The 26,563-nt window shown below is 59.0% G+C and carries 26 protein-coding genes, 1 tRNA gene, 1 other RNA gene, 1 pseudogene and 1 CRISPR repeat array (1 of these 30 only partly in view); of the genes and pseudogenes, 12 read left to right on the top strand and 17 right to left on the bottom strand.

All coding sequences use genetic code 11. The features are described 5' to 3' along the window. Positions 1-28: 28 nt before the first annotated feature. Together NDO75_RS03340 and NDO75_RS03345 are read right to left on the bottom strand one after the other, a co-directional pair. Complete coding sequence (locus NDO75_RS03340) at positions 29-883, bottom strand: phosphatase PAP2 family protein (protein WP_310904681.1); 855 nt, start codon at positions 881-883, stop codon at positions 29-31. 5 nt (positions 884-888) lie between these two features. Beyond that, the gene (locus tag NDO75_RS03345) at positions 889-2,688 is read right to left on the bottom strand and encodes an ABC transporter substrate-binding protein (protein WP_310904682.1); all 1,800 of its coding nucleotides are present in this window, start codon (positions 2,686-2,688) and stop codon (positions 889-891) included. Positions 2,689-2,895: 207 nt separating this feature from the next. Here NDO75_RS03345 and NDO75_RS03350 point away from each other — a divergent pair, with 207 nt between their 5' ends. The 3 genes from NDO75_RS03350 to NDO75_RS03360 all read left to right on the top strand — a co-directional run bounded on the left by NDO75_RS03350 (position 2,896) and on the right by NDO75_RS03360 (position 4,446). Continuing rightward, positions 2,896-3,174, top strand: a complete 279-nt coding sequence (locus tag NDO75_RS03350; RefSeq protein ID WP_310904683.1) for a ribonuclease P protein component 4 — start codon at positions 2,896-2,898, stop codon at positions 3,172-3,174. A 94-nt stretch (positions 3,175-3,268) separates the two neighbouring features. Next, positions 3,269-3,517 carry a YhbY family RNA-binding protein gene (locus tag NDO75_RS03355; protein ID WP_310904684.1) on the top strand — a complete coding sequence of 83 codons (249 nt, stop codon included), beginning with the start codon at positions 3,269-3,271 and terminating at the stop codon, positions 3,515-3,517. Next, positions 3,514-4,446, top strand: a complete 933-nt coding sequence (locus NDO75_RS03360) for a mechanosensitive ion channel family protein (protein WP_310904685.1) — start codon at positions 3,514-3,516, stop codon at positions 4,444-4,446. Before NDO75_RS03355 ends, NDO75_RS03360 begins: the two co-directional genes overlap by 4 nt. Before the next feature lie 41 nt (positions 4,447-4,487). Here the strand turns inward: NDO75_RS03360 and NDO75_RS03365 are convergent, their stop codons facing one another. The 4 genes and pseudogenes from NDO75_RS03365 to NDO75_RS03380 form a co-directional block, all read right to left on the bottom strand. Beyond that, positions 4,488-5,291 carry a DUF2092 domain-containing protein gene (locus tag NDO75_RS03365; protein WP_310904686.1) on the bottom strand — a complete coding sequence of 268 codons (804 nt, stop codon included), beginning with the start codon at positions 5,289-5,291 and terminating at the stop codon, positions 4,488-4,490. A gap of 294 nt (positions 5,292-5,585) precedes the next feature. Beyond that, positions 5,586-5,897: signal recognition particle sRNA (gene ffs, locus NDO75_RS03370), an RNA gene on the bottom strand. A 269-nt stretch (positions 5,898-6,166) separates the two neighbouring features. After that, positions 6,167-7,054 (bottom strand): annotated as a pseudogene (locus NDO75_RS03375) (AAA family ATPase); the annotation flags it as partial. A gap of 166 nt (positions 7,055-7,220) precedes the next feature. Then, entirely contained in the window at positions 7,221-7,589 is a 369-nt protein-coding gene (locus tag NDO75_RS03380) for an Hsp20/alpha crystallin family protein (RefSeq protein ID WP_310904687.1), read from the bottom strand. 159 nt (positions 7,590-7,748) lie between these two features. On the opposite strand from NDO75_RS03380, the gene NDO75_RS03385 reads away from it, so the two are divergent. Together NDO75_RS03385 and NDO75_RS03390 are read left to right on the top strand one after the other, a co-directional pair. Then, positions 7,749-8,063, top strand: coding sequence for a DUF5798 family protein (locus NDO75_RS03385; protein ID WP_310904688.1), 315 nt, complete (start codon positions 7,749-7,751; stop codon positions 8,061-8,063). Positions 8,064-8,137: 74 nt separating this feature from the next. Continuing rightward, complete coding sequence (locus NDO75_RS03390) at positions 8,138-9,118, top strand: PLP-dependent cysteine synthase family protein (RefSeq protein ID WP_310904689.1); 981 nt, start codon at positions 8,138-8,140, stop codon at positions 9,116-9,118. Positions 9,119-9,128: 10 nt separating this feature from the next. Here the strand turns inward: NDO75_RS03390 and NDO75_RS03395 are convergent, their stop codons facing one another. The 4 genes from NDO75_RS03395 to NDO75_RS03410 all read right to left on the bottom strand — a co-directional run bounded on the left by NDO75_RS03395 (position 9,129) and on the right by NDO75_RS03410 (position 11,589). After that, the gene (locus NDO75_RS03395) at positions 9,129-9,539 is read right to left on the bottom strand and encodes a CoA-binding protein (RefSeq protein ID WP_310904690.1); all 411 of its coding nucleotides are present in this window, start codon (positions 9,537-9,539) and stop codon (positions 9,129-9,131) included. 74 nt (positions 9,540-9,613) lie between these two features. Then, positions 9,614-10,246 (bottom strand): recombinase RecA, encoded by a 633-nt coding sequence (locus NDO75_RS03400; RefSeq protein WP_310904691.1) that lies wholly within the window; start codon positions 10,244-10,246, stop codon positions 9,614-9,616. A 174-nt stretch (positions 10,247-10,420) separates the two neighbouring features. Then, on the bottom strand, positions 10,421-11,281 hold the full coding sequence (locus NDO75_RS03405; protein ID WP_310904692.1) for a geranylgeranylglycerol-phosphate geranylgeranyltransferase: 861 nt from the start codon (positions 11,279-11,281) through the stop codon (positions 10,421-10,423). A gap of 125 nt (positions 11,282-11,406) precedes the next feature. Next, a complete protein-coding gene (locus NDO75_RS03410; RefSeq protein ID WP_310904693.1) occupies positions 11,407-11,589 on the bottom strand; it encodes a hypothetical protein in 183 nt (60 codons plus the stop codon). A 149-nt stretch (positions 11,590-11,738) separates the two neighbouring features. Here NDO75_RS03410 and NDO75_RS03415 point away from each other — a divergent pair. Next, positions 11,739-11,813 (top strand) — tRNA-Arg (locus NDO75_RS03415). A 279-nt stretch (positions 11,814-12,092) separates the two neighbouring features. Here NDO75_RS03415 and NDO75_RS03420 read toward each other — a convergent pair. From NDO75_RS03420 to NDO75_RS03445, 6 genes are all read right to left on the bottom strand, one after another. Further along, positions 12,093-13,118 (bottom strand): site-specific integrase, encoded by a 1,026-nt coding sequence (locus NDO75_RS03420; RefSeq protein ID WP_310904694.1) that lies wholly within the window; start codon positions 13,116-13,118, stop codon positions 12,093-12,095. 906 nt (positions 13,119-14,024) lie between these two features. Continuing rightward, positions 14,025-14,492 (bottom strand): hypothetical protein, encoded by a 468-nt coding sequence (locus NDO75_RS03425; protein ID WP_310904695.1) that lies wholly within the window; start codon positions 14,490-14,492, stop codon positions 14,025-14,027. After that, positions 14,492-15,004 carry a hypothetical protein gene (locus tag NDO75_RS03430; RefSeq protein ID WP_310904696.1) on the bottom strand — a complete coding sequence of 171 codons (513 nt, stop codon included), beginning with the start codon at positions 15,002-15,004 and terminating at the stop codon, positions 14,492-14,494. The genes NDO75_RS03425 and NDO75_RS03430 overlap by 1 nt, the downstream gene beginning before the upstream one ends. 296 nt (positions 15,005-15,300) lie before the next feature. Continuing rightward, entirely contained in the window at positions 15,301-15,459 is a 159-nt protein-coding gene (locus NDO75_RS03435; RefSeq protein WP_310904697.1) for a hypothetical protein, read from the bottom strand. Positions 15,460-15,464: 5 nt separating this feature from the next. After that, positions 15,465-15,698 (bottom strand): hypothetical protein, encoded by a 234-nt coding sequence (locus tag NDO75_RS03440; protein ID WP_310904698.1) that lies wholly within the window; start codon positions 15,696-15,698, stop codon positions 15,465-15,467. Positions 15,699-15,702: 4 nt separating this feature from the next. After that, positions 15,703-15,927: a hypothetical protein gene (locus NDO75_RS03445; RefSeq protein ID WP_310904699.1), complete on the bottom strand. Its 225-nt coding sequence runs from the start codon at positions 15,925-15,927 to the stop codon at positions 15,703-15,705. 83 nt (positions 15,928-16,010) lie between these two features. Here NDO75_RS03445 and NDO75_RS03450 point away from each other — a divergent pair, with 83 nt between their 5' ends. Further along, positions 16,011-16,154, top strand: a complete 144-nt coding sequence (locus NDO75_RS03450; protein WP_310904700.1) for a hypothetical protein — start codon at positions 16,011-16,013, stop codon at positions 16,152-16,154. A 1,134-nt stretch (positions 16,155-17,288) separates the two neighbouring features. On the opposite strand, the gene NDO75_RS03455 is transcribed toward NDO75_RS03450, so the two are convergent. Beyond that, positions 17,289-17,885: a site-specific integrase gene (locus tag NDO75_RS03455; RefSeq protein WP_310904701.1), complete on the bottom strand. Its 597-nt coding sequence runs from the start codon at positions 17,883-17,885 to the stop codon at positions 17,289-17,291. Positions 17,886-18,452: 567 nt separating this feature from the next. Between NDO75_RS03455 and NDO75_RS03460 the strand changes: the two genes are divergently transcribed. The 5 genes from NDO75_RS03460 (at position 18,453) to NDO75_RS03480 (ending at position 26,166) form a co-directional block, all read left to right on the top strand. Continuing rightward, complete coding sequence (locus NDO75_RS03460) at positions 18,453-19,253, top strand: CRISPR-associated endoribonuclease Cas6 (RefSeq protein WP_310904702.1); 801 nt, start codon at positions 18,453-18,455, stop codon at positions 19,251-19,253. 42 nt (positions 19,254-19,295) lie between these two features. Beyond that, positions 19,296-21,458 (top strand): TM1802 family CRISPR-associated protein, encoded by a 2,163-nt coding sequence (locus NDO75_RS03465; RefSeq protein WP_310904703.1) that lies wholly within the window; start codon positions 19,296-19,298, stop codon positions 21,456-21,458. Positions 21,459-21,479: 21 nt separating this feature from the next. Further along, a complete protein-coding gene (cas7b, locus tag NDO75_RS03470; RefSeq protein WP_310904704.1) occupies positions 21,480-22,547 on the top strand; it encodes a type I-B CRISPR-associated protein Cas7/Csh2 in 1,068 nt (355 codons plus the stop codon). Between the two features lies 1 nt (position 22,548). Further along, positions 22,549-23,373, top strand: coding sequence for a type I-B CRISPR-associated protein Cas5b (gene cas5b / locus NDO75_RS03475; protein WP_310904705.1), 825 nt, complete (start codon positions 22,549-22,551; stop codon positions 23,371-23,373). Between the two features lie 186 nt (positions 23,374-23,559). Next, a complete protein-coding gene (locus tag NDO75_RS03480) occupies positions 23,560-26,166 on the top strand; it encodes a CRISPR-associated endonuclease Cas3'' (RefSeq protein WP_310904706.1) in 2,607 nt (868 codons plus the stop codon). 101 nt (positions 26,167-26,267) lie between these two features. Next, a CRISPR array of direct repeats spans positions 26,268-26,563; the repeat unit is 31 nt; unit sequence GGATTCAGAAGAACCCCTGTGGGTTTGCAGC (it continues 396 nt past the right edge of the window).

Here is a 26,563-nt window from a genome sequence, read left to right on the forward strand (position 1 = left end):
GATAGCGAGCGTCCCGCTGTGAACCGTCTCAGTCCTGATCGCGGTCGTGGTTCCGAAGCCGGGGATACCGGTCGCCGAACCGTTCCGACAGCGACCAGCGGCCGACGAGCCGGTCGGAGAGTCTGACACAGAGCGCAGCGAGCAACAATCCGGCGGTCACGTCGATCCCCCAGTGGATCCCGAGGTACATCGTCGAGATCGCGACGCTCGCGGCCAGTACGACCGCGACGGGGAACCATTTCGGAAACGCCGACCGCGTCATGGCCGCAAACGTGGCGACGGTGGCCGACAGCGAGGTGTGCAACGACGGAAAGACGTTGGTGTTGGCGTTGACTTCGCGCGTGAGATACTGATACTGCGGATGCGTATCGTACAGCATCGTCGGTGCGAGTTCGGCAGGCATCACGTTTCGGGGGCCGTACGCGATCACGAGAATATACAGGACCAGCCCGAGCGCGTAGTTGAGCGCGTACGCCGTCAACAGTCGGCGGAAGATCCGCGTGTCGGAGAGCGTAAAGTACGCGATGACCGGAAAGATCAACAGGAACGTATAACCGAAGACGTAGACCGTCGAAAAGTATGCCGTCAGCTCGGCGCTTGCGATCGACTGGAAGATCAGGATGAACTCCCCTTCGAGGTTGTAAAACGTCGCGGTCAGGTGGATCCCGATTTCCCGCGAGATCGCCGGTGCCGTCTGTCTCGCCACCCGGTTGATCAGCAACACCACGATGAGGGCGGCGATGACCGGCGCGTTCGTTCTGAGGCGCGACCGCCATTCCGCCCGCGTTCGTGCGAGTCGCTCGCGGCCGACGAAGAGGACTACCGAGACCGGTAGCAAGACGGCAACAGCGACGACGAGCTGGATCAAAACCTCGGCGAGCATCGCAACTAGTAGCCACCAAGCAAGCGCCCGTTATCATCGTAACGGAACCCGGCCGTCTCGAACGCCGATTTCGCCGCTTCGACGTTGAGTTCGCCGTTGGAACCGACGAAGGGCGTCACCGGATCCTCGCCGTCCCACTCGAGCGACGACGGAACCCACTCGCCTGTCACCGGCGTCGCGGTGGGCGTCGCGTTGCCGAAGAACACGTCCTCGACGATGGCTTTCTTGTCGAGCAACTGTGTGATCGCCCGGCGAAAGTGGGAGTTGCTAAACGGCGCGTTCCGGACGTTGAATCCGATGTGGTAGAACATCCGCGACGGCGATTCCAGTCGCTCGATAGCCGACGAGTCGGGGATCGCCCCGAACGAATGGGCGCTGAGCATCGATGCCGTCAGGTCCGCGTTGCCGTCGGCGACGCGACCGATCGACGAGACGCTGCCAGGATCGACGGTAAATCGGAGCTCGTCGACCGTTGGCCCGGGCAGCGAAACGTCGTCTCGGAGCGTGAAGTGGTCCCCGAATCGGCGGAGAACCAGTGACTCGTCTTCGGTTCGGGTTTCGAACCGGTACGGGCCGCTTCCGACGGGCGGAACGTTTTTCGCTGTGACGACGCTCCATCGCCCCTGTGAGGCAGTGAAATCGCCGGCAGCGGCGTGCTGGTTAACTCGCTTTCGCCAGACGTGCTCCGGCAAGACCGGAACGGTAAACGCTCGTTCGCCGACTTCGCGACTGCTCGTCACCGTGATCGTCAGCCGACGGTCGTCCGTCTCGTCGACGGAGATCTCGTCGATGACGCTCACGTGCCCCTGATAGCGGGGTGCCGGAGAGCGGACGTTGGCCCGCCCGAGCGACGTATCCGTGAGGAACCGGTACGTGAAAGCGACGTCGTCGGCAGTCACTGGCGTGCCGTCGTGGAACTGACACCCGTCTCGGAGGGTGACTGTCGCCGTCCGAGTCGTTTTCCCGTCGCGATCGCTCGTCTTCTCGGGTTCCTCGGTCCACTCCCACGATTCCGCGAGCCACGGCTCGACGGTACCGTCGCGCTCGCTTCCCAGCGAGTCGTAGAGCAGATCGATCGTCGTCCCCTGTTTTCGGAACGTCGCCGAAAGCGGGTTGAGGTTCATCGTCGTGCGGCCGCTGGTCAGGAGGGCGTGTAGCCGGTCGACGCCGTCTGCAGGTTCGAGCCCGAGATAGCCGTGTCGGGTCGCGAGGTCGCCGTCGGTCCAGCCGTCGAACCGATCCGCGTCGGCAACGCGGATTTCGTCCGGGAGACAGATCGGTTCGAACGGTTTGGCCTGTGCCAGTCCCTGGAGGACCGACTCGACGTAGGCGATTCGTTCCGCGCCGTCAGTGCGCCGCTGGGCCTCGAGGCGAGTATCGAAGGCCATGTTGGTGAACCCGAAAGGGTTCTGCCAGCCGGCCTCGTTCGCGTACGTGGAGTGGAGGGCCTCGTAGAGGAAGTCCGGGTCGTAGTCGGCGGGATGGAGACCGACGTACAGGTCGAAGTCCTGGTTGATCAGGACGGTCTCCAACAGTTCCGACCGCGACCGCATATCCAGCGAGACGTCGATGCCGACCTGCTTGAGGCGCTTCTCGAGTCGGCGGGCGATCCGGACGTTCTGTCTGTCCCCGTCCGCTGGAACAGTGGTGATGGACAGCGAGAGTTGGTTGTGTCCGCTCTGGTCGACGACGCTCTGGACGCTGTTGATGCAGCCGCTGGTCGCGACTGTCGTGCCGACAGCACCGGCAGCGAGGAACGAGCGTCTGCTGACGCCGTCCGTGGGCGGGGAGGGGTTCCAATTCATTCAGTTATGTCGCACCTCATTTGATTCGATATATAACAATACTGTGCACTCTGTTCGAATACGGGGCTGAGTAAAGAATCTTTTCAAACGGCGGTACATTCGCCACAGGTGAAGGCTTGTACACAAGTTTGGGACGGGTGACGAACGGCAACAGGTAGCTCGCTGCCGGAGCGCAACACCAATAGGTCGACCGACGAAACACGGCGTATGGATCTCGCCGCCGAACGGATCGAGCGGCTCCACGACCTCGCTCGAGCGGCGGCAGCGGACGGCGAGGACGATCGAGCGCGCTACTACGTCCGGTTGGCACGGCGGGTCGCGGAGCGCAACCGACTGACGCTGCCGCGGGAGTTTCGGCGCTTCACCTGCGATCGCTGTGACGCCTACCTCCGGCCGGGAGCGAACGCCCGCGTCCGGTTGCAGGACGGTCACGTGGTGATCACCTGTGACTGCGGGGCACACGCTCGGTATCCATACGAGGATTGAACGTCGCCGTCGACTGTTCTCGCCACATCCCATACCGCCCTCGTCCAATTCCGATTCGAGAAGATTGAAACGCCTCGCTTCGTTATCCAGCGTCATGGATAAACAGGAACTCAAGCAGCGGGCTCACGATCTCGACGTCACCGTCTGGGTCGGCAAGAGCGGCGTCGATTCGGTCGTCGACGAACTCGACGATCAACTGGCGAATCGCGACCTCGTCAAAGTGAAGTTTCTCCGCGCTGCCCGCGCAGGGAGTTCGACCGACGAGAAGGCGGCCGACCTCGCCGACCGCGTCAACGCGGAACTGATCGACACGCGTGGGCATACAGCGGTGCTCCATCGATGAGTGCCGCCCCAGGACCGACGCCGCTACAGAACGGCGAGTTGGGGCCGGTCGGCGAAGCGCTCGAGCGCACGGACCTCTTTGGCTCGTCGATGGCCGCGAGCGCGGAGGGCGTGATCCGGTTTGCGATCGCGTTCGTCGCGATCTGGCTCGTGGGTCGGTTCGTCATCGTCCCGATCGTCGAACGTGCCCTGGACAGGCGGGGTCTCGACGAGCACGCCAAGAACCCGCTACTGATGATCGCCCGATTCGGGGCCGCTTTCCTCGCCTTCGCAGTCGCGTTCGGCTTCGGCGGCTACGGCAACTTCCTCGTCTCGATGGCCGGTATCGCGGCGGCCGGCGCGCTCGCGATCGGGCTGGCGATGCAGGACGTGATCTCGAACTTCGTAGCCGGCGTCTTCATTTACACGGACAAGCCGTTCCGGATCGGCGACTGGATCGAGTGGGACGACGGCACCTACGCGGGCACCGTCGAGGACATCAGCCTCCGGGTCACTCGCGTCCGAACGTTCGACAACGAACTGTTGACGGTGCCGAACTCGGCGCTCACCGACGACGTACTCAAGAATCCGGTCGACGCCGACAAGCTCCGACTGAAGTTCGTCTTCGGGATCGGCTACGACGACGACATCCAGCGGGCGACCGACATCATCGTCGAGGAGGCCGAGCGCCACCCCGACATCATGGACGACCCTGCCCCCTCGGTCCGGCTGACGGAACTGGGCTCCTCCGACGTCGGCCTCCAGTCGCGGTTCTGGATCGAGAACCCCTCGCGCGCCGACTTCGTTCGGACACGCGGGGAGTACGTCACCGCCGTCAAACAGCGCTTCGACGAGGAAGGGATCGACATTCCCTACCCCGTCCGGACGCTCGAGGGCGGCCTCAACATCGAGAGCGGTGACGGCCAGAGCGTCGTCCAGCCGGCCGAATAGGAGCTACCGGCCGCGACCCGCTGCCGACCGTTCCACTTCTCTCAGGAGATGTCCTCGACGGTCGCGTTTGCCGGCGGCTCGAACGCGAACGTCTCGTCGTCCAGACCGCTGTTGAACGCCACCGATTCGAACTCCTCGACCATGACGATCCGCTCTTCTCCCGCCGGTTTGAACACCACTCTCTCTTTGAGCGGATACTCGTACTCCGTATCGATCCACAGCGTCTGCTCGACGACCCGAAGCCCCTTCCTCGGATTGCTCGTCTCGAGTGCGTAGACGTACTCAGTGTCGCCGACGATCGCGGAGATCCCCTTCTCGACGGTCTCGTTTTTCGCCTCGACATCGAGGACGTGCGTCTCTCGACCCGCGACCCGATCGGTGCCGTTGTACTCGATGTCGTATTTCCCGAGGTTCTCCGCGGCCATCTCCGCCCGACTCGATCGGACCTCGTCGTCGAACGGTTTCTCCGGCTCGAAGTACTGTGCGACCCCTGCGCTCGGATAATAGAACCAGTTCTTCGTGGCGTTCGACACGTAGAGATTGCCGATCTGGTTCGGATCGGGGGCGTCGATCACCTTCGTTCGCTGATCGACGTACGGCCGTTCGTACACCTGAACGACTTCGGAGAGCGTATGGCTCCCGTTCGTTACCTCGTTTCGCCGCGTTCCCGTCACGTCCTCGAGATCGTCGCCGTAGACGTACGCCGCCTCGAACACCGCTTCCGGGTCGGGCTCGGAACCGGAGGCCTCGGCATCGCTCGAGGGCGTGTCGAGCGCGGCACACCCGCTCAGCGGGACGCTTACCACGAGCAGCGCCAGAACAACTGCAAACCGATAGTTCCTCATGCGATACTACATAAAATTAGGGGCGAATAAGCGTTCGCATATTCGCGCTGCGATGAACCGTCGCCAGTCTCGCGAACCGTCGCTCTGTGCAGCCATCGGACAGTGTCGTCTCGTCGAACGGGGTCACCGGTCGAGGGGAGTGTTCACGTGCGTTCCGTGAGCGAGTACAACGAGCGAACGGGCTGACGATCGATGTGAGCGACTGGAAGAAACGAACGGTGGAAGCTTCTGTTCGAAATGTCACTGAAAGGGCGGCGAAGCCGCGCCTGTAGAGTGAAAGTTCGTCGCGTATGAATGCGGACGACCGCGGTGGCCCGGCGTTCCGGCCGGGGGAATCCCGGTTGCCTTCTCCACCCCGCGACCCGTCGAGCGACAGGTGTCCGGCGGTCCACTGCTCGCTTCCGCGCCTGATGGGCTGTCGCCGACTAACCACGATGGGGCGTCCCTGCGGACGGCCATCGTGGACCGCTGTCCCCGACGGACGAGGCTTCTCTGTTGGCTCCCGGGGCCCCGGTCGGTCTGACCGGACGCCCGCGGCGTTCGGTCCCCGCTAATGACCATAGCGCGGGTAACGAGCAGGGCCAAACTGCCCGACCTAGTCCATCCATTGATAGGCGGCCGGCACTTATGGGCCTTTCGTCTCCGCACCCTCGAGCCGGCGTTCGGTTTCGCCGACGCGAACGGATTCGAACCGATCGGAGCGCGAGTCGAGGGCCGTCGGTTTCTCGGGTCCTACGCCCGGTCGACGAACGCAGTGTCCATCCGATGCGTGTTCGGACAGCCGCCGAGCCAGGCGGTCCCGGCGTCGAACTCGCGAGCGTAGAGCCGGCGGAGTCCGTCGTCGGTGCCGAGCGTGTCGCCGGTGTCGGTCCAGTGAAGACGATCGCGAGTTCGTTCTCGGCAGCTTCCTCGAACACGTCGCGGAGTTGCTCTTCGCTCTCGCCGTAGTACTTCGACATGATCTCCGGCCCGGAGATCGTCTCGAAGTTGGCGTCGATCTCGTTGGCCACCGCGCGGGCGATCAGCGTCTTCCCGGTGCCCGGCGGGCCGTGCAGCAGGACGCCCTTCGGCGGCTCGATCCCGAGCGCCCGGAACAGCTCGGGGTGGCGCATCGGGAGCTCGATCATCTCCCGCACCTGCTCGAGTTCGTCGTCTAGACCGCCGACGTCCTCGTAGGCCACGTCCGGCGGCCGTTCGGCAGGTTCGCCGTCGCCCTCGAGCGGTCCGGTCGCTTCGACAGCGAGTTCGTCGTCGCCGCGTTCGGTCACCGTCACCGCAGTCTCGGTAGTGACGACGACGGAGCCGCTCGGTTCGGTGTCGACGACCGTCACCGGGAGCCGCCGGCCGGAGCGCGTCGAGAGCAGGCCGAAGCCCAGCGATAGCGAGAACGTGTCGCCGGTGCTGACGGCCCGCTCGGAGAGTTTGTCCTTGAGGTAGGAGCCGACGTCGCCCTGAATGCGAACGTTCTCGGGCAGGGCGAGCGTGACTCGCTCGGCCGGCTCGACGTCGGCCGTCTCGACGCTGACTCGGTCGTCGATCCGGACGCCGGCGGCCTGCCGGAGCTGCCCATCGATCCGGACGATACCCCAACCCGAGTCCTCGCTGCGGCCCGGTCAGACCCGCGCGACGACGCGGCCGTCGGGCCCCTCGAGCGCGGCGAACTCGCCGCTCGAGACGCCGAGTTCGGCCATCGTCTCGCGGTCGATCGCGGCCAGGCCGCTCCCTGCGTCCTTCCGCTTGAGCGGTTTTACTCGGGGTCGCATGGCTGCTCGGCCGTGGTGGCGTCGACGCGTGCGAACGACGAAATCAGGACAGGACCGACCGGTCGACGCGCCGACTCGAACGCGTCGACGAGGAGGCGGTTCACCGGGCGAGCCCGGGCGTCGATTCACCTGCGACGGATGTGGTCGTCGACTCGGCGGCTACCGCTCAACCCTCGAGCGGAATCTCCTTGCCGCGGGCGGTCGACTCGACCGTCGGCAGCCGGACCTCGAGGACGCCGTTGGTGTACTCGGCGCTGATTTCGTCGTCGGCGACGGTCTTGGGGAACCGGAACCGACGGTGATAGGTCTCCTTCCGGCCGCGACTCTCGTCGGTGTGTTCGGCGGCGACGTTCAGGACGCCGTCGTCCCACGCCAGCTCGATCTCGTCGGTCTCGAAGCCCGGCATGTCGACGGTGAGGACGAACTCGTCGTCCTCTTCGTACAGTTCGTAGTCGTTGCCACCGATGTCCTCGAATAGCTGGGACGGCAGGTCGAGGTTCTGCATCCAGGGGCTTGGTGTGCGTGTGGGCACCATGGCTGATCGCCCCGCATCCAGTAGAACGCTGTTCGCGGTTCGTAATAAATTTCTCGGATCGTGCTACGATCTGCCAAATCGAGGCCACTCGAGGAACGGTCGCTACCGACACGCCGAGCGAGGAAAAGGCCCATTAGTTCCCCGACACATCCTTTAGCTATGGGACTCGGCAGCACCGCAAAGAAGATTCAGACCCTCTCGGATCGGGCCGAGGCGATGTACAAGCAAGTACAGAAGCTCCAGCAGCGAATCACGGGGTTAGAGGAGAAAACGGACGAAACCCACGACACGGTCACCCGGCTGGATCACCAGCTCACCGAGCAGCGCCAACTGCTGCTCGCGCTCGCCGAGGAACAGGGGATAGACGGCGAGGAGATCCTCGCCGAGGCGGCGATCGACGAGGTCGACGTCGACGCCGACGACTCGGCGTCGAGCGAAGCCGAGACGACCGCCGGCGAGACGACGGCCGAGTAGCCCGCTCTCGGAGTTTGCGCGGGTCCACCGGACCGGGACAAGAGCTAACAGCGGCGATACCTTTTGCCGGCACGATGACGACCTACGAGGAGCCGGTCGACTCCGTCCTCGAGACGATCGGCCGAACGCCGCTGGTCCGGCTGCACGGCGGTCCGACGGACGTGCCGATCTACGCGAAACTCGAGTCGTTCAACCCCGGTGCGAGCATCAAAGACCGGATCGGCCGCTACATGCTCGAGCGGATGCTCGAGCGCGGCGACGTTTCGCCCGGCGGCACGATCGTCGAGCCGACCGCCGGCAACACTGGCATCGGTTTCGCGATCGCAGCCGGGCGACTCGGGCTCGAGGCCGTCTTCGTCGTCCCCGAACGGTTCAGCGTGGAGAAACAGCAGTTGATGGCCGCACTAGGTGCGGACGTGATCAACACGCCCACGGCTGACGGGATGGACGGTGCGATCGAACGCGCACACGAACTCGCCGCGGAACTCGAAGACGCCGTCGTCCCCCAGCAGTTCTCGAATCCGCTGAACGCTCAGGCCCACTACGAGACGACCGCTCCCGAGATCTACGAGGCGCTCGACGGGGAGGTCGGTGCCATCGTCGCCGGCTGTGGCACCGCCGGTACGCTCATGGGGCTCGCCCGCTACGCCCGCGAACACGACCCCGACACCCACGTCGTCGCCGTCGAACCCGAAGGGTCGGTGTACGGCGAACTCCTCGGCGAGGACCGCGAGGAAGCCGAGTACAAGATCGAGGGGATCGGCACTCACGACGTCACGACGAACGAACTGTTCGACCCCGAGTTGGTCGATACGGTCGACGCGGTCTCGGACCGCGACGCCCACGATGAACTCGAGCGACTCGCTCGCGAGGAGGGGCATCTGGTCGCCTCGAGTGCGGGTGCCGCGAGCGTCGCCGCCAAACGAGTCGCCGGAGAAATCGCCGACGGCGATCTCGACGTTCCGTCCGAGACGGTCGTCACGATCTTCCCCGACTCGAGCGAGCGATACCTCTCGAAGGGGATCTACCGCTCGTTCGAGGAGTGGACGTCGTAGGCGGGCCGGATCAGGCCGCCAGCCGCCGGTGCTGAACCTTCATACAGCGGTCCTGAACGACCTGCTTTCCTTCGGTCTCCGCGCGGGTGGCCGCCTCGTCGTCGCGGATGCCCTGCTGGGTCCAGATGACCTGCACGTCGTCGCGCTCGAGGGCCGCGTCGACGATCTCCCCGACCTCCTCGCTGGGACGGAAGATACAGACCACGTCGATCTCGTCGTCGACGTCCGCGAGCGAATCGTAGACCTCGCGGCCGAAGATCTCGTCGGCGTAGGGGTTGACCGGAATCACGTCGTAGCCGTGCTCGAGCAGGTACTTCGGTACGTCGTGGGCCGCTTTCCCCGGCGTACTCGAGCAGCCGACGACGGCGATCGTGTCGTAGTCGAGGATTGCCTCGAGTTCGTCTGCGGAGTCGACTGGCATACGCGCAGCTACGCGCTCGAGCAGTAAACGTCTCGGGGTCGCGGAGAACGTGTGCGTGGCCGCAAGCGGTCAGATCACGTCGAGAAGCCGGCCGTCCGAATCTCGGGTTCCTCGCCGTCGGCCGACTCCTCGAGCTCGAGGACGCCGTCGAACAGCTGTTTGAGCGTGTTCATCGTCTGGTCGTCGTGGGCGGTCGAGTCGATGACGTAGATGCCCATGGCGTCGGCGCTCTGGATTCGGCCCGTGAAGACGTGGAGGAACCGGAACACGGTCTGCAGGTCGGAGTACATCAGCAGCGTCGAGACGGAGTGGAGGAGGACGCGGTTCTCGGTGAGCCCGCGCGCCTCGTAAAACTCTTGGAGGAACTCCGAGAGTTTAATTCCGATACCGGTCATGTCGACGGGCGAGGACGCGTACTTGATCCGCGGATCGTCGTCGATGGTCCCGATGCCGCGCTGTTTCGTCACGCAGTCGACGACACCGACGTCGGGATCGACGCCGTCGCCGACGTGATCGTCGAAGCTCTCGAGGACCTTGTCGGCGCTATCTTTCGTGGTAACGACGATCGACCCGTCACCTCGATTTGCACCGCTCGCCAGTATATCGAAGGCGATCCGCCGCTTTCCCGTCAGTGGCGGGCCCGCGATTAGCACGTTCGTCCCCGGATCGATCTCGACGTCCGGAAGGACATCTGCGAGGTCATACATACCAGATACTCACATCCACCGCCGCCGCGACGACGTCCTGGTACCGCCCACTTCAGCGTCCGGCGTGTTACATGAAAATACGCGAAGCGGCTTATAGTACTTTTGATTAGAAAACACGTTGTGAACGCCGACTGCGTCGCCGGTGGTCGCTCGGCTGGTACGGCCTTCGGGTGGCTACACCGCCGGTAGCTCGAGGGCAGCGCGGCCGACAATAAACGCCAGCGCGGCGAGGAACATGCCGTACTTGAGCCGCGACTGGCCTACCGTCGGGTCCCGGAAGCTCTCGTAGGCGGCCGCGAGCATGACCGCGTCGGCCGGGGCGACCACCAGCAGATAGGCGACCCCGAAGTCACCGCGGACGTACGGCAGCGGGCTCGCGACCACCGCTGCCCCAAGGAGGACGGCGGCGATAGCCAGCGCTCGGCGTTCGCCGATCGCGATCGGGAGCGTGTTCAGCCCCTCCTCGCGGTCCCCCTCGATGTCCTCGACGTCCTTGACGATCTCCCTGGTCAGCGTCGCGACCGCCGCGAGGATAAAGAGGACGATCGCGGGGACGAGTTCGCCGTCTCCGCGGACCGCTGCGGCCCCAAACAGGAACGTGCTCCCCACCAGGTAGGCGACCAGCGCGTTGCCGAGTCCCGGCAGGCCCTTGAACACCTCGGTGTAGGCCACCAGCGCCAGGAGATTGATCCCGGCGATGGCGAGCGCCAACCGCGGGAGCGTCAGTGCGAACGCGACCGCACCCGCGAAGAGCGCAACGCTGAAGACGAGCGCCCCGCGCGGGCTCACCGCGCCGCGTGGGATCGCTCTGTCGGGCTGGTTGACTCGATCGATCTCGCGGTCGAAGTAGTCGTTGATCGCGTTCCCGGCACCGACCGCGAGCCCCGTGGCCGCGACCGCCGCGGCGACCGCAAGCGGATCGCCGGCGACACCGCCCGCGACGAACGCCCCGATGAAGGTCAGCACGCTCGAGGCGACCACGTTCACCGGCCGGGTCAACTCGAGCAACCCGCGAACCGTCTCCCCCGCTGTCATAGGGGGGAGTGGTCAGGCGGCCCGGTTAAACGGTGCGGTCCGCGGCCGGTGCGTTCGCTCGTGGACGGAAGCCACCGGAGACGAAATCACGGACGGAGAACCGACCCCAGGACCGGGGTGGCGGCTCAGCGCCACTGCTCGAGGTCACAGAGCGTTTCGCCCTCGACCTCGAGCCACTTGGTCATCCGCTCGTCGCCGCTCGCGTCGGCTGGCACGGCGGTCCAGAACTGCTCGTCGTCGGTGAGCAACTCGAGCGGCGTCGTGCCGGACTGCGCCTCGTCGGGGATTGGGGCCTCGTTCACCGTCATAGCACAGATAGACGTTGGGAGCCTATACCAAAGACCCCCCGCGGTGATTGTCATCGAGTGAAAATTGTCGGTCAGTGAGCGTGTCAGCCCCTGTCGGAATCGCTGAAAATCGAGTGACTTATACGGACTCATCGGAAACGAAACGGTGAGGGCGCTTAGCTCAGTCTGGACAGAGTACTTGGCTTCGGACCAAGCTGTCACGGGTTCAAATCCTGTAGCGCCCATCCCTTCTGTAATTAATTCGAATTCGCAAGACGGCGTCTACCCGTATTTAGTTTTGGTGGTCGTTCGCATTTGGATTTCAACCCGTCACAGGTTCGCGCCCGACGGTTGCGCGCGATTGAGTAGGATTCAATGTTGCCAAAATTGACAATCTTATTGGCTATCCTAACTAAAAAATCACATATGAGGGCATGTAGTCACATGGCACGGTGTCATATACCCCCCATACACCCCCCTGTATGTTACTAGCGAAAATAGAGCAAATCTAAGACCACACCGCACTACTCGTCATCCTCGAGCGCATCCATAAACTTCCGCCGCCTCGCTGCTTTCTCATCGGGATCAGCAGTGTCGTAGTGCTTCCGAATGATATCCACACTATTGTCCGCGCGGTCTGCGACGACCTGATCCGGCCAACCCTGATCCAGATGATAGGTGATGCTTGCCTTTCTCACGCGTTTCGGTGAGACTGAATCATTACACAGGTGGGCATTATTTGCACTGGTAGCTTCGCACTCGTCACAAGAACATTCCTCACCGATATACGACGGCGTCGTCGTCCAATAGATGTCCTTCGCTACTGACTGCCGCGGCGGGCGTCCAGATTCCCATGCGATGAGTGGCTTGCGACCATACTCGTCTGTGACATCCGGGCGCTGATCATCAATCCAATCGGCAACAATCTCAGCGACATCATCAGCAAGGTTGATGTCCCGTTCACTATCGTACTGTTTCTTCAGTCCAGTCCCCTCGTCGGGGCGATGTCGGATTTTTAATGTTTGATCAGCGCGGTCAAAATCTGAGACGTCAAGCGAGTGCACCGTGCAGTTCCGAAGCGTCGCATGCCAAATCAACTCATATACTACATGCTCACGCTTGGCATACTCGTATTTTCGCAGATATTCCTGAATCCGTACCGCCCGGGGGATCGCAATTGAATCGAGATCGACCCCATCATGTTTATCGAGAGATGGCGATTTCACCGCGGCCGTCATGTCCGTCTCGAGGTGATTATAATCCTCGCACCAACGGACAAAAACCCGCAACGTATCCATCTGCGTCTTCAGCGTGATCTTCTTCACCTCCTTGTTCCGCCACTGACGGAACTCTCGGAAATGCGTCGGGCGAATATCCGACAGGTACTGAATGCCCTGCTCTTCACACCAATCCGCGAACGTCGACAGACGATGACTATGGGCTCGTACTGTCCCATCCTCGGCGTCAACTGCCTTATCATCCAAATACTGAGAAATCGCATCGTGCACAGTCAGGTCGTCCTCCGGTGTGGTCGTAGCTGATTGGGCCATGATTTTATCTACAATTTGACATTAGGGGATTGTCCATTATAAAAGCCGTTGACGATCATCTAGACAATCACCACATACTATGTGTGTATGCGCAGTTCATGGAGTCTCGCACCCGGACCTTTTTCTGAAACATTCTGTTCGCATACCTACCAAACGGCTGTTTCAGTAGAAGGGTGTCACGTCAATAGGGTTTCAACAGATCCGTTAGTGGAGAATGACGGCGGGTACGAGGGGAAACATTGAGTCAGTGTTGATTGGGTCGGTCCCACCGCAAACCTCGTTTCCGGTTCGTTTTCACCCGCGTGTGGATCGGGATTTTGAAGCCAACCCCGTTCCAAAATCGGTCCCTCTACCTCACCTCGTATAATCCATTATACAGGACCAAAGAGTCGAGCCCGATCACCGGGATCACTAAGCCCGACCGCTTGCCGTCTAATTCCTCGCGAAGTTCGTCAGGTTCCGCTTCGACCCCGACAACACGGGTATCTATGACGCGGAAGGCATCGCGAGCTTGGGTCACCCCTTCCGAGCACGGAAGTCGACCCTCTCCAAATTGCCCGGGCACGTATCTATCACGTCAGGCCCGGGCACGTAGCACTCCCGACACAGACACAGCAACCCGTTTGACTCCTTGCTGGCCAATTCATATATTTGTCATTACAACTCGAGCGAGTCGTAGATATCGCACGACATCATTCCGAATCACCCTCGACCGAGACGAGCAGTCCCTGACAGTCGACAGGACACCCCGCGGGCGTCAAATACACATAACTCAATTCTTTACATCCCTCACAGCGATACGCGACCGTTCGCGCCGCTCCGTTCAGTTTGTGGCACTTCGATTCATCAAGTCGGCGGACTTGCACGCCGTCGTCACCGCACCGGTAACAATCGAAGTGCACCGTCTTAGTCATCGGAATCACCCCCTCCGAACGAGTTGCGAGCATACAGGGCCACCCGTCCCGTTCCCTCGTCATTGTGCGCGACGATGAACCCCGGATTCTTATCGTTTGTGAGAAATTTTACCGAGTCCGCCGGTTTCAGTAACCGACGTGGTGAGTATGCGGAGGAGAGCGGGAGTGCGAGTCCGCCGCCCTGTCTGTGGGGTCGGACGGTCCGACTCGGAACGTCGTAGGGATTACACCCCATCCGGTCGGCGATATCGGACATGTGTTCCGCCGCGCAGAGCACCGACACGCGCTCCATATCATAGAACAACACGACGACGCCTTCCCCGTCCTCAAGAGCTAAGGAGAGGATATTCGTCGAGCGCCCCTTCACCTCGCCCTGTTCGACCTCGCCGAAGCGAGCGTCTGCGCACGGTCCCGAGGCCTGCGCGATGATTGTCTCGCCCGACTTGCGCACTCCAGCCATTAGGCAGCACCTCCGTTGAGAACAAACTCAATGATTAAGTTGCCATGGTCCTGCTCGTCCCAGAACTGCGCAGATCCGTCGCTGATCGATTCAACACGCCAACCCTCGGCGATCCCAGTAATTTCGTGGAAGACCGTCCGTGAGCAGGTATCTGGTTCTTCATCGGGCCACTCCTCAATGTCGTGGACAGGGTATTCCGCGTCTATTTCCACCACGGTAAACACGCCAGTATCGTAGATTGTCCACACGGTGTCATCGTCTGCACGCCCTGCGATGGCGCAGAATCGGGAGTCACTGTCGGGATCGTAGAGGACTGCGGTATGGGAGTTCCCGTAGACGTCGTTTGGACGCGCGAGTTGGGCGATGTCTGGTTCGATATCGGCCGCGCGATAATTGTTCGGTGCATCGTCCGCGACGGTGAACGCGGTGCGGGCGGTGTCGATGCAGTCAGCATTCGCGAGTTCTTGTTCGATGTTAGTTTCTCCATCGTGGTCAATGGGCTCTGGAACCATTGCGACCAGTATAATTGGTTATATCGCTATAAGTTTTACGACACCCAGAACTTGCAATTACGATATAGTCCCCATATAGTAAAACTGGTCTACGCAGGGGGATCAACCATCCATATTGCGAGGTATATCATTGTCATCTCCGTCTCGGTGCCAATCCATATACACCCAGATGGCAAGCGTAGTCCTGCCGCGTTCCGAAAGCATCGCATGCACGGTAAACGCAGTGGCCAGTCTGTATCGTCAGTGACCCCCAAGAACTCCACGACCAGTTAGGAAGTCCACCAGAGAATACCAGATCAGAGTAAAAAGAAATAGAGCAGCAGGATCATCGCAAGGACGCGAGTCACCCAGACGGCGACCGTTGAGAACACCGACATCGCGATAGCCACCAGCCTCGGGACGACTGCAACCACAAGTAGCCAGACGAACAGTTCTACGGACAGTGGGAGTGGCATGGGGGTCAGGGGATCAGGAACTCCTCGTCGCAGTCTGCATTCGTGCATTCGATCTCCTGCAAAGAGTTCGAGCTGTAGTAGTGTGCGGATCGATGACACGCAGGACACGTTGCCTCGACGAGCAACTCAACCGCGAGTCGGTTCACGAGATTGCGGGGCACGTTCTCGGGGTCCGGATAGTTTTTTATGTTCTTCGCCTCGCGTCCGTCCATGTATCGGCGCTGGATGTCTTGTACCATCGTATTATTTCGGCGAAACATCAATAATCTCGTATTTTTCGAACAATACGTCGCCCCGGTCGAGAGCCCATCTCGCCTCCTGATGGGCAGCGGAGACCGTCTCCTCTAACGAGTGACCCGCCCGAACATGGGTCTGGACGAGATTGTCCGTGACCGTGATGCTACACTCCGCGGGCGGTTCGACGATCTTCTCGTCCGGGCCGACTTCGTAAGTCTGGTTTTGCACCATACGACTCGTATATCACGATCACGCCCCATATTTCTAGTATCTGCTTCCATACAACTTTATTCTAGAATTGATTTAATTTATGTATGAACGACATCGATGAGGAGCGGTTTGCTCCGGCCGACGAGGACGGTTACGTTATCTGTCGAGCGTGTGGGGCGAAACTCCATGCGGGCGACAATCCCCTCGACATCTACAGGCATCGCGAGGCCTGCGCGAAAGATGTATGATACTCAACAGTAATGGATTAAGAATGTACTCCATTCATATTGGTATAGAAATGGAACCGAGATTTCTGTGGATGCGTGTATAGACGTGCGTCTTTACGGGCAACGGTAGTTCTCTACACAGAAAGATGTCCCTTGCCCACGTTCGTGGTATTCAGTTCGCATCTGTTGCCACTAAATGAGGGTTTCAATTCCATAGTTGCTTTAGGAAGCCATTATATTTCCATCTATCTTCGGCCTTTTACCCATAGGTAGAATTTTATATATTATCTCTCAAGAGTTGAGCATAATTCTGTGCGGTAATCTATCCCAATGTCCTTTAGGCGAAATTGCTTTATGCACGGAAAACATAGAGAAGACTACGTGAGGCCGTTGAATGGCTCTGCGGAGGTTGCCATTCATCACCCCCTACGCGTCCTACCAGTGTTGGTAGGACGAAAATGGCGGTCCGTGTTAGGTCGGGGCGAAATGGCCCTTGCACACTCTCTCTAGGAGGTAAGAACTAGAGCGGTAATGTGTGCAAGTAATACTAATAAACCTCCGTTAGAGGGTACTGTACTAACCGAACGCGCTAATAGAACGCGTTCGCAACCACCTTGGCGTCGAAACGACCTACCAACATTGGTAGGACGCTCTGTACGCGGGGTATTACCCGGTAGTTAGAATCAGCAAATCGATGAGTTCTCGCGAAGCGGAACGAAGTGAAGCGGAGCGGGAACTCCCCCGGAATGACTACTCCCCACGCGTGGCGATACTTGTTCGAGCGGAGCGGAACGAAGTGGAGCGGAGCGAGAATTCCCTTGAAGTAGCAGCTTCCTGCGCGTGGCGATACTGTCCGAGTGAAGCGGAACAAGAACGCCCCACTCTGTACAAAAGATGTCTTATGGATGGATTCCTCGTCCAATTAATTGCGGAAGCGGTCTCGCCAACTGTACGACGGGGGGTGCTGCATAATATACTATCCGTTGCCGCACTCGTACTCTTGCAGGCCTTTTAGTTCGGCAAAGTGATCCCAGCAGAGGAACGCACCTTCGGTCGTAACCTCCTCGCCAACCTTCTCCTCGAGCTTCTGGATTATGTCGTAGTCCGTGACGACGTTTTAGCGATGAAACACATCATTGGCGAGATTGCTGACGATTAGAACTCCACGTCCGACAGTTCCTCAACGATTGCGCCCTCCGTTGCTTCCGCGAGGTACGGCTTTATCGCTTCAAAGTCTGACCAGCCTCCAGCGGCGAGCATAATTCGGGCGTTGCGTCGTTCTTCTACGAGCAGATAGGTAGCCCACGAGCGGCGGAGATCGTGACTTGAGACGTTCGTCCAGTCGTCCCGCCCCGTAGCCTCGTGTGCGGTCTCCGCCGCCTTGTCTACCCAGCGGCGGACCGAGCGGGGCGTTACGTCGAGGTACGCCGCGTCCATATCGAGACCTTCGTCGCGTTGGTAAGAGTGCAGGAGTTGCTCGGTCGAGTCCGGGAGGAAGGTATCACGGGCTTTGCCGTCGCCGTCTTTGGTGTCTTTGCCTCTCGGGACACGGAGGAGCCATGCACTGCCGTCCTCGGACCGTCGTTTGTGTTTGGGGCAGATTTGCACGGTTTCGAACGAGCGGAGGCCGCAGTCGCCCATGAGGCGGACTGCTAATTCGCCCTCGCGGTGTGGGGCGTAGCGTGCGAGGGTATTGATTTCGCTGCGGGTGAGCCAACATTTGGTCCGGTCGTTGTCTGTGTCGATCCTCATGTCCTAATTGTCACTAAGAACTAGGACACTTGAAGCTATTGCCGATTGGGATTGAGGGGGGTTATTCGCGCTATATTGGATTTCGTGTCTCAGTTGGAGGGACAACTCGGACACCAGTTAGAAATGACTGACAGCAAAGTCCAGACAGGCAAACTCGAGGAGGATATCGACACGGAACTTACCCGGTACACGAGGAATTCAAGAAGAAGGGGGACGCAGGCTAGCTTGCGTTTCGCCACTGATCCAATCCATTCACAGTACTTGGAGTTCTGTTCACTTTAGGGCATATTCAAGAGAGCCACTCTTAGGAATACTCACAAGTATCAAAAATATTCAGATTACTTTTTCACATATTGTTCACTCACACTAAGTGTAAAGGATGGGGAGTATCCAACTGGCCAATCAAATAGTCCCTGATAGAGTGCATGCTTCCTTGAGCCGCCAGAAGTCATACGGGGAATTACAGATAGCGGTCGTCGAACCGGTCAACAGGCTAGCTAGAAATGACGTTACTTCTATGAACTGACGATGCGTCTTCAATTACATCTCCGCGCGACCGCGGACGCTGTGTACGATAACGCGTACCATCACAAGCTACGCGGGCGTCTGTGGCAAGCACTGGACGAATCGTTCGACGAGGATCACGAGAGTCGTCGCGGTGTTGGGCTTGCGTTCTCAGGACCATATCCGTGGGGTGACATCAAGGAAGGAGACAGCCTCTCTGTGCTTGTTGCCTCTCCGCGGAGGGAACTCTTGGATTCTCTCATTGCCGACCTCAGTCGGAACCGAGAGTTCAATATCGGAGAAATGCCGTTCGAATTGGAGGATATTACGGCTCACAACCCCGACGTGGGGGAACCCGGAACAGAAGGCACGCTCGAAACCGTTACCGGTGTGGTCTGTCGGCTTACGAAGGAGCAAGTTGAAGAATACGGGCTTGATACTACCGAGATAGAATCTGGGGAGACCGAAACACGCACATTCTGGCGACCAGATCACGGAATGGGTCCGCTCCGCGATTCCATCCGTCACTCGTTGCAACTCTCCCACGAGTGGTTCGGTGACCAGACACGCCCGGGACCATATGAAGTCGATCACCGTCTATGGTCTTCGATTGAACCCATAAAGGACGATATCACATACGCCCTTCCGTTTAGTCCTGCAACGGGTGTCGAACGGACACTTATCGTTTCCAAATGGACGCTCGGATACCGTGTTCGTGACGACACGCATCGGTACCATCTCAACTTGGCGTTAGATTGTGGTATTGGACAACGTCGAGAACACGGTTTTGGGTTTGTGAACGTCGAACAGACGAAGCACACCTCGCCTGTTAAAACAGAGAGGGGTTCACAGGTAACTCACTGACTCATGTCCCAACCGAAATCTTACCAACAACCCACGTTCGATGTGGATGTCTTCGAAGAGGAACTACCTGACGTTCCCATAACAGGGTTGAGACAGATACAAACTCTGTACGGGGCCCTCGCCGAAGCCGAGAAAGCTGCGCAGGATTCCGAGACGCCGACGTATGGTGTCGAACGAATTTACTTCACCCCATCCGAACTTGATCGGTTTGTCAACGAATCCGAGTCTGATGACGGTGTCTTGGTCGCAGTCAAAGTCGACCTTACCGGTGAGACGCCAACGTACGAGGGGGTCGAATACCAGAACCTCAGTCGCGACATAGTCCCACGGTTAGGTCATTCATATTACTGGCCCGGAGCCGCAATTGACCATAGTCTAACTCACCGTGGCTCATCAAGCGGCTCCGAGATCAATACGGTCGTCGACTACTGTATGGACCGACTTGTCCGATGGACTAATGAGACAAACAAAGAACCGGCGGTCGGGTCCGTAGCTGACGCCGAGACAGGACACCCTGACGGGTGGGTTATTCGAGGGTTGAGAGAGGTCGGACAACAGGACGATATTAGAGAGACGATTGAGTCGGAATTGGAACGCTTCCATAACGGATCGCCACTTGTCACCTCGACTGTGAAGCTCCGCCTTGACCCCGCTGATTTGGACGAACACGGTAATATTGACCAGACGGACTGGTATTATCCCGGCGAAATTCCCGTCCTGAACCACGCGATGAAAGCGCGGCGAAAGGAAAAACTCGCCGAATCGAACGTCGACAACCCGTCAAAAGGAACGGCAGCGTGCCAAGTCACCAACGAGGAGACAGACGTCTTCGGGACGGCAGGAGGTCCGATGGACCTGTACACTGTACAACATGCGGAGCACTTCCCGAGTTTCCAGCGTAAGGAGGCATGGCGTGTACATCCCATCTCGGCGCGAGCTGCACTTCTCATTCAATCGGGGACTGCGTTCGTTGAGGCCTGCAAGACGACCCGCAATGGAATCGGGGTTTTCACTCTCCCATATTTCACTAGTATTACCCAAGAACGGGCCGAGTTGTTGTTCATCGCACTCTCACAACTTCGGGACCAGTCGGCAGATAAACATCCGATGAAGTTCGTTGCTGACGCCATCCGTGAACATGGATCGGATGAGGATATCGACGCACTCCGATTCTACGTGATGAGCATCGAGAATAATCAGGGTGATATCCGCGTCTTCAATACGTCGCCCGGGACGACGATGCACACGCCCACACGTGTTGCGGAAGCTCACCAAGCTGTGCTGGAGAGTCCACTGTTTACCGATGGTGGACTGCCGACAAGCGATTCTGGCACGCCGCTTAATCCACAGCGAGGCGTGGACGCGCTCGTTGATGACATTATAAGCGGTTGGTACGCGACGACTACGTTCTGTGAAGACGAAGAGTCGAGTGATAACGATATCATCGAGCACGTCACGTTCAGCGTCCTCTCGGACACCCCAATCAACGAAACCATCCTCTTCGACCATTACGTCGAACGGTTAGTCGAGGAGCGGAACACGGATTATGGGCAGTCCGACAACTCTGGGGGATCAGGACGTGGCTTCCCACATCGAACCGTCGCGACACAGTTCGCACAGTACGTCACTCTCGACAGAGCCGAGTTGCTCGATAGCAGCCGAGCAGCCGTCTCAAACGTCGTAGATGACGAAGAAGATGGCTGGAATCCAACTTACGCACCTATGTCAATTCACGAGACGATAGAGGACCAACTCAACGACTTCCTCGACGCCAGAGACGAGCTTCGAGCCAATGACGAACTTCGCGGTGCGTTCCTCTTCGGAGCTTATCTGGGCGTCGTTGCACAGCATCAGAGCCTCCCCACCGAGTACGGCGGTCGCGGGATGAACTATACTATCTTGGATGATATCGTTATCAACCAACTCGCACCTGTCGACGTCGAGTCACTTGTTACCGACCTCGTCGAGAAAGATGGGGTATACGCCCGAGAAAGCGATGTCGGAACGAGCCTCGCCCGCCCTATCAAGGACGAGTTGATGAAGGCGCTCACGCTCAAGCAGCCGCGTGAGTGGGACCTCCCGCGCAGTCAATTCCAGTTCTTCGTCACGGCAGGCGAAGCATACGGCGAACAAGTCATTTCCACGGCATTCGAGGCCAACGGGGATGACCAGACCGAAACCGACGCACAGGCCGAAGCTAACTAACCAACTCCACCAACCAGACCAATGTCCACGAACGAATCCACTCCCGTCGAGAACCGTTCAGAAATCGTCTTTGTCACCGACGCACAGGACTGCAATCCCAACGGAAACCCCAGCGACGACAACCGCCCACGTATCGACCGCCATACGGGCACCTGCAGTATCACCGACGTTTGCCTCAAACAGTACATCCGTCGGCAACTCCTCTCCGACGGACACGACGTGTACGTCCGCAAGCCACAAGAGCAAGATCGTGGAGCGAAACCACGCTGGGAACTCGCACTCGACATCCTCGGAGATGTTGAAAGCCCCGAAGATGTCCCAGAGATGGAAGAAGCACACGATCAGTTCTTCTCTACTGCGACGGACGCTCGATATTTCGGAGCGGCATTCACGTTCAAAGCCAACGAGGGGGAACTCGTCGACGCCCTCACCGAAGCGTTCCCCGACAATCAGAAAGGTCCAGTGCAGTTCATGCCCGCGCGCTCGCTGAACGAAGTCCAGACGAACGACGAACTCAGCAACCTTACGAGCGTCATCGCGACGAGTGATGAGAAAGACACGGGTGGCTTCCAACTCGACGACTACCGCATCAAATACGGCATCTTCCCATTCTATGCGCTTATCGACGAAGAAAACGGGCAGGCCGTTGACCTCAGTCAAGAAGACGTCAAGCGCCTAGACTCACTGTGTTGGCGCGCCGTCAAGAATCAGACTGACTCTCGTGCGAAACTCGGGCAAGAACCACGCCTCTACGTCCGTGTCGAGTACTCCGACGACCACTATCACCTCGGGAACCTTCACCGAACGCTCGATCTCGACTCCGACCGGTCCGAACCTGACGAGCAGATGCGTGATGTCTTCGACGTCACCCTCGATGTCTCTCGGTTCATCCAAGACCTCGAACACGGGGCCGATGCCATCGAGAAGGTACGCGTCTGCGGGGACCGCCAACTCGACATCAGCGACGGAGGCGGAGAGGTTCTCGGGACGGCTGCTGACCTCCCCACCATCCTCAACGAGCGACTGCCTGAGACAGTGACCGTCGAGCATATCGCCATCATGGAAGAGGCCCACGAGACCGCGCCATAACATGTCCACGCCCGCTCCCTCTCAGTCCCAGCAAAGTGTTCCCACTGTCGCTGACGATGGCGTCCCAACAGAGTGTGCTGTCTTCAGTGTCGAAAGTGACCTCGGGCATTTCCGTCGCGTTGCCTCGGTGGACGCGAAAACGACGTACCGAGTCCCTCCGCGAACAACACTCGCCGGACTTATGGCGGCCATCGTTGGACGTGATCGCGATTCGTACTACGATGTCTTCCAGCCCGACAACTCGGCGCTTGCCATTACGGTCGATTTCGAGGTGAAAACGCTGTCCCACACGAAACACGATGTCGGAACCAACCCCGACGAAACGTTCGAGAGTGCGGGCGGCACCGGACAGAAATCGCCGAAGGTGTACTATCCAGACACGATGACTCATCGGCAACTCGATTCGTACGAATATCTCATCGACCCAAAGTACACCGTCTATGCGGCAGTCGAAGACACTGAATTCTGGACGGACCTTGTCAGCCATCTCGATGCCGGGACATCCATCTACCCTCCGTCAATGGGTGCCTCAGAACTCCTCGCGTCCATCAAGTACCACGGGTGTCTCACTCCTAAACGACTCGATCCTGACGAACCTATCGAGATCGACTCTGTCGTCCCGAACGCTAACGACTACATCATCCCGACGGGAACGCCCGCACAGTACGAACACGTCCCGGCATTCATGGAAGCCAACGACACTGGTCGACGAACGACAGCGTTCGCCGACTACGCGTTCACCGACTCGCCCGACGACACGCTCACTGTCCGTCCAGACGAGATTACACCAGTGGATATCGACGGAACAACCGTTATCTTCCACTAACGACCTCGTCGCTGTCTTCCTGTGGGGAGAGAGCCCTCAGATCGGTGCAAGTCCGACGCAGGAGATATGCTTACTACGGATGATGGCCAGTTTGCCATCCTCGCCCGCCCTCCAGTGTCCGAGGAGGGTGAAATTCTCTCACCCCGAACAGATTTGGACGCGCACCTCGCCCGAGTTGGGCGGCGGATGGGGACCAGCACTATCGATCACTGTATCGGACGTCTCCACGATTTTGGGAAGGTCACACACGAATTTCAGCAGTATATTCATCCCAACAGAGAATTCTTGGGTGATCAGTACGAGAAGAACCACGCTCGCTTGGGCGCTATCGCCGTCTACTACGCGCTGACGGAGATGGGAATAGACGAGACCGATGCACTCGCTGCCTGCCTCGCTGTCGCCAAGCACCACGGAACTCTCCCAGACACCGCGAACTACCTCTTCAATGTCGCGGAAACGGAGCGGACAGGCGACTCAGGGAGCTATCTCGACACACAAGTCCAGAATATTTCCGAGTATACCAGCGCTGCCGCGGACACTCTGCTTGACGCCGCGACGGATGGAACGGTCTCGTGGTCCGACCTTGAACACGCAATTACGACCGGAGTGGTCTACGAAAATATCCGAGATAACGTCTCGACAGCGAGCGTTAACAGTGGAACAAACAAATTTTTGCAAGGCGGGACACGTGTTCCCGACCCCACTGGCCTTTCAGACGACTTCTTTGGGCGAGCCCTCTCCTTCTGGGGCACACTCACATTTGCGGACAAAACAGATGCGGCGGGACTCATCGACGAGAATTCTCCATCACTTCGCCGGGAACACCTCCCGTTGGAAACGCTCGACGAACATATCGATGAACTTCAGGATGCGACAACCGACCCACTTCAGGTCAGCCTCAACAAGCAACGAAGCGACGCCAGACAGGAATCTATGGCACGCGTCGAAGCGTTTCTCTCCAGTTCCACACAGTTAGCTACACTCTCGCTTCCAACGGGTCTGGGAAAGACGTACACGGTGCTCTCAACAGCCTACAAACTCCGGAATACGCGCGAGGATAACCCATCCGTTATCTACTGTCTGCCGTTCACCTCGATTATCGAGCAAACGCGTGAAGAGTTCGAGTCCGATGTCTGGGGAGCTGACCCATCCGGAAACGCGTTTACAGTCCACCACCATTTGGCGGATACTATTACCTTCCCCGACCCGGACGATCTCCCAGAGGATACGCCGCCGCAGTCATCCGACTCGTCGCTCGCTACACTCTTGGGAGAGAGTTGGCAGTCCGGAACCGTTCTCACGACGTTCGTCCAGCTTTTCGAATCTCTTACGCGGGCGTCGAACACGCAATCGACAAAAATCCCCGCGCTCACCGATAGCATCATCATCCTCGACGAGCCACAAGCGATTCCACTCGATTGGTGGCCTGCGATCCAGAAACTCATCACAGTCCTTATCGACGAGTTCAACGCGACCGTCATCTCAACGACGGCCACGCAACCCTCGCTCATCACGGACATGGATCTCGAGAGCTTTTCGCTTATCGAGTCGCCCGAGACGTACTTCACAAATCTGAATCGCGTCTCGTACCGGCTTGACCCCTCAGTCATCTGGTTGGGAGCCGACCACTCGGACGGACCAAAATCCCACGAATCGGCGGCACGATACATTATCTCCGATATCACGGGTGGAGAGCAACAATCTGCGATGGCGGTTTGCAACACGATTGCAAGCTGCCGAAAACTGCTCACCAACGTTCACAAAGTCGCCGAAGAGACTAGACATACGACAACGAACATCGGTGAGGCTCTCCAGTCGTACCTCGTTCACAACGACATTGACCCAACGACAGCAGATCCGGCGGACGTCGCTTATGGAGTCCTCACACAACTGGGGTTCAACTACAACAATGGCCGTTGGATTCCCGCCACCAATATGCAGGATACTGTCTTTCTCGGCGCGTTCAACGCACGCTACCGTCCATTCGACCGTCGCGTTTTGATGAAGATACTCGATAACATCTCGACGACAGACGTTCCAATCGTGTTGATCGCGACACAGGCCATCGAAGCCGGAGTGGATCTCAGTTTTAGCCGAGTCTACCGTGACATCGCACCGCTCGATAGCATCGTCCAAGCTGCGGGGCGGTGTAATCGGTCGTTCGAGTGGGGGCGAGATGGTGGACGTGTTCTCGTCTGGGCATTGTACGATGAAGACCGGTCATCAGAAGACGACTATTCGCTTCCCAGCCAGTCCGTCTATCGGTCGTTAGGAGGTCACCTCCATCTGGTCGCATCGATACTATGTTCCCACCTAGACTGGACGTCATGGACTTCGGATGAAACTATGAACGACGTTGTGCGAGAATATTATGACGCCCTCATTGATGAACCGTTTGGCGATGAAGAACTCGTTCAATACATTGAAAACTGTAACTGGGATGCGTTAGCAGAGCGGTCACTGATTAACACACCCTATGAGACTGTGGATGTCGTCCTTCCCATTTCAGACACAGACCACTCGCTCGTGGATTCGGTCCGAGCAGCATTTGAAGCGGAAGATACAGGTCAGGCATACAACCTTCTCAGAGAATGTATGGAAATGAGTGTGACTGTTTCTACATCTGGAGACACTGAATCTGTAACCCAGTTGCCCAGAATCGATGGGGAGCCGGTTGGCGCACCCGGAGTTCCAATCCGACTGGCCGCTCACGGGTCAGTCGGTCAGTACGATCTGGATTCAGGTGGGTTCACGGCTTCTGGGTCGACTTTTCTTGATAGGTTCTCGCTGTGATGGGTTCATCGACCCCCACAGTCTGAGCCAGAATTCGTGGTCGACGAAAATCGACGGCTGAAATCGGCGGCTTTAATCCCGAAGAAACCCGAATTAGATATGGATTCAGAAGAACCCCTGTGGGTTTGCAGCATCCATTGGCCGATCCTCGACTGGCACCCGGAGTTCCGGATTCAGAAGAACCCCTGTGGGTTTGCAGCGTCGAGTACGATCCAGAGACCGGCGAGGTGCAGGCGGATTCAGAAGAACCCCTGTGGGTTTGCAGCGTCGAGTACGATCCAGAGACCGGCGAGGTGCAGGCGGATTCAGAAGAACCCCTGTGGGTTTGCAGCGCGGGCAGCGGCCACACGATGCTTGATCGCGTCTGGATTCAGAAGAACCCCTGTGGGTTTGCAGC

This window comes from Natrinema sp. 1APR25-10V2, from assembly GCF_031626495.1.
Classification (GTDB): domain Archaea; phylum Halobacteriota; class Halobacteria; order Halobacteriales; family Natrialbaceae; genus Natrinema.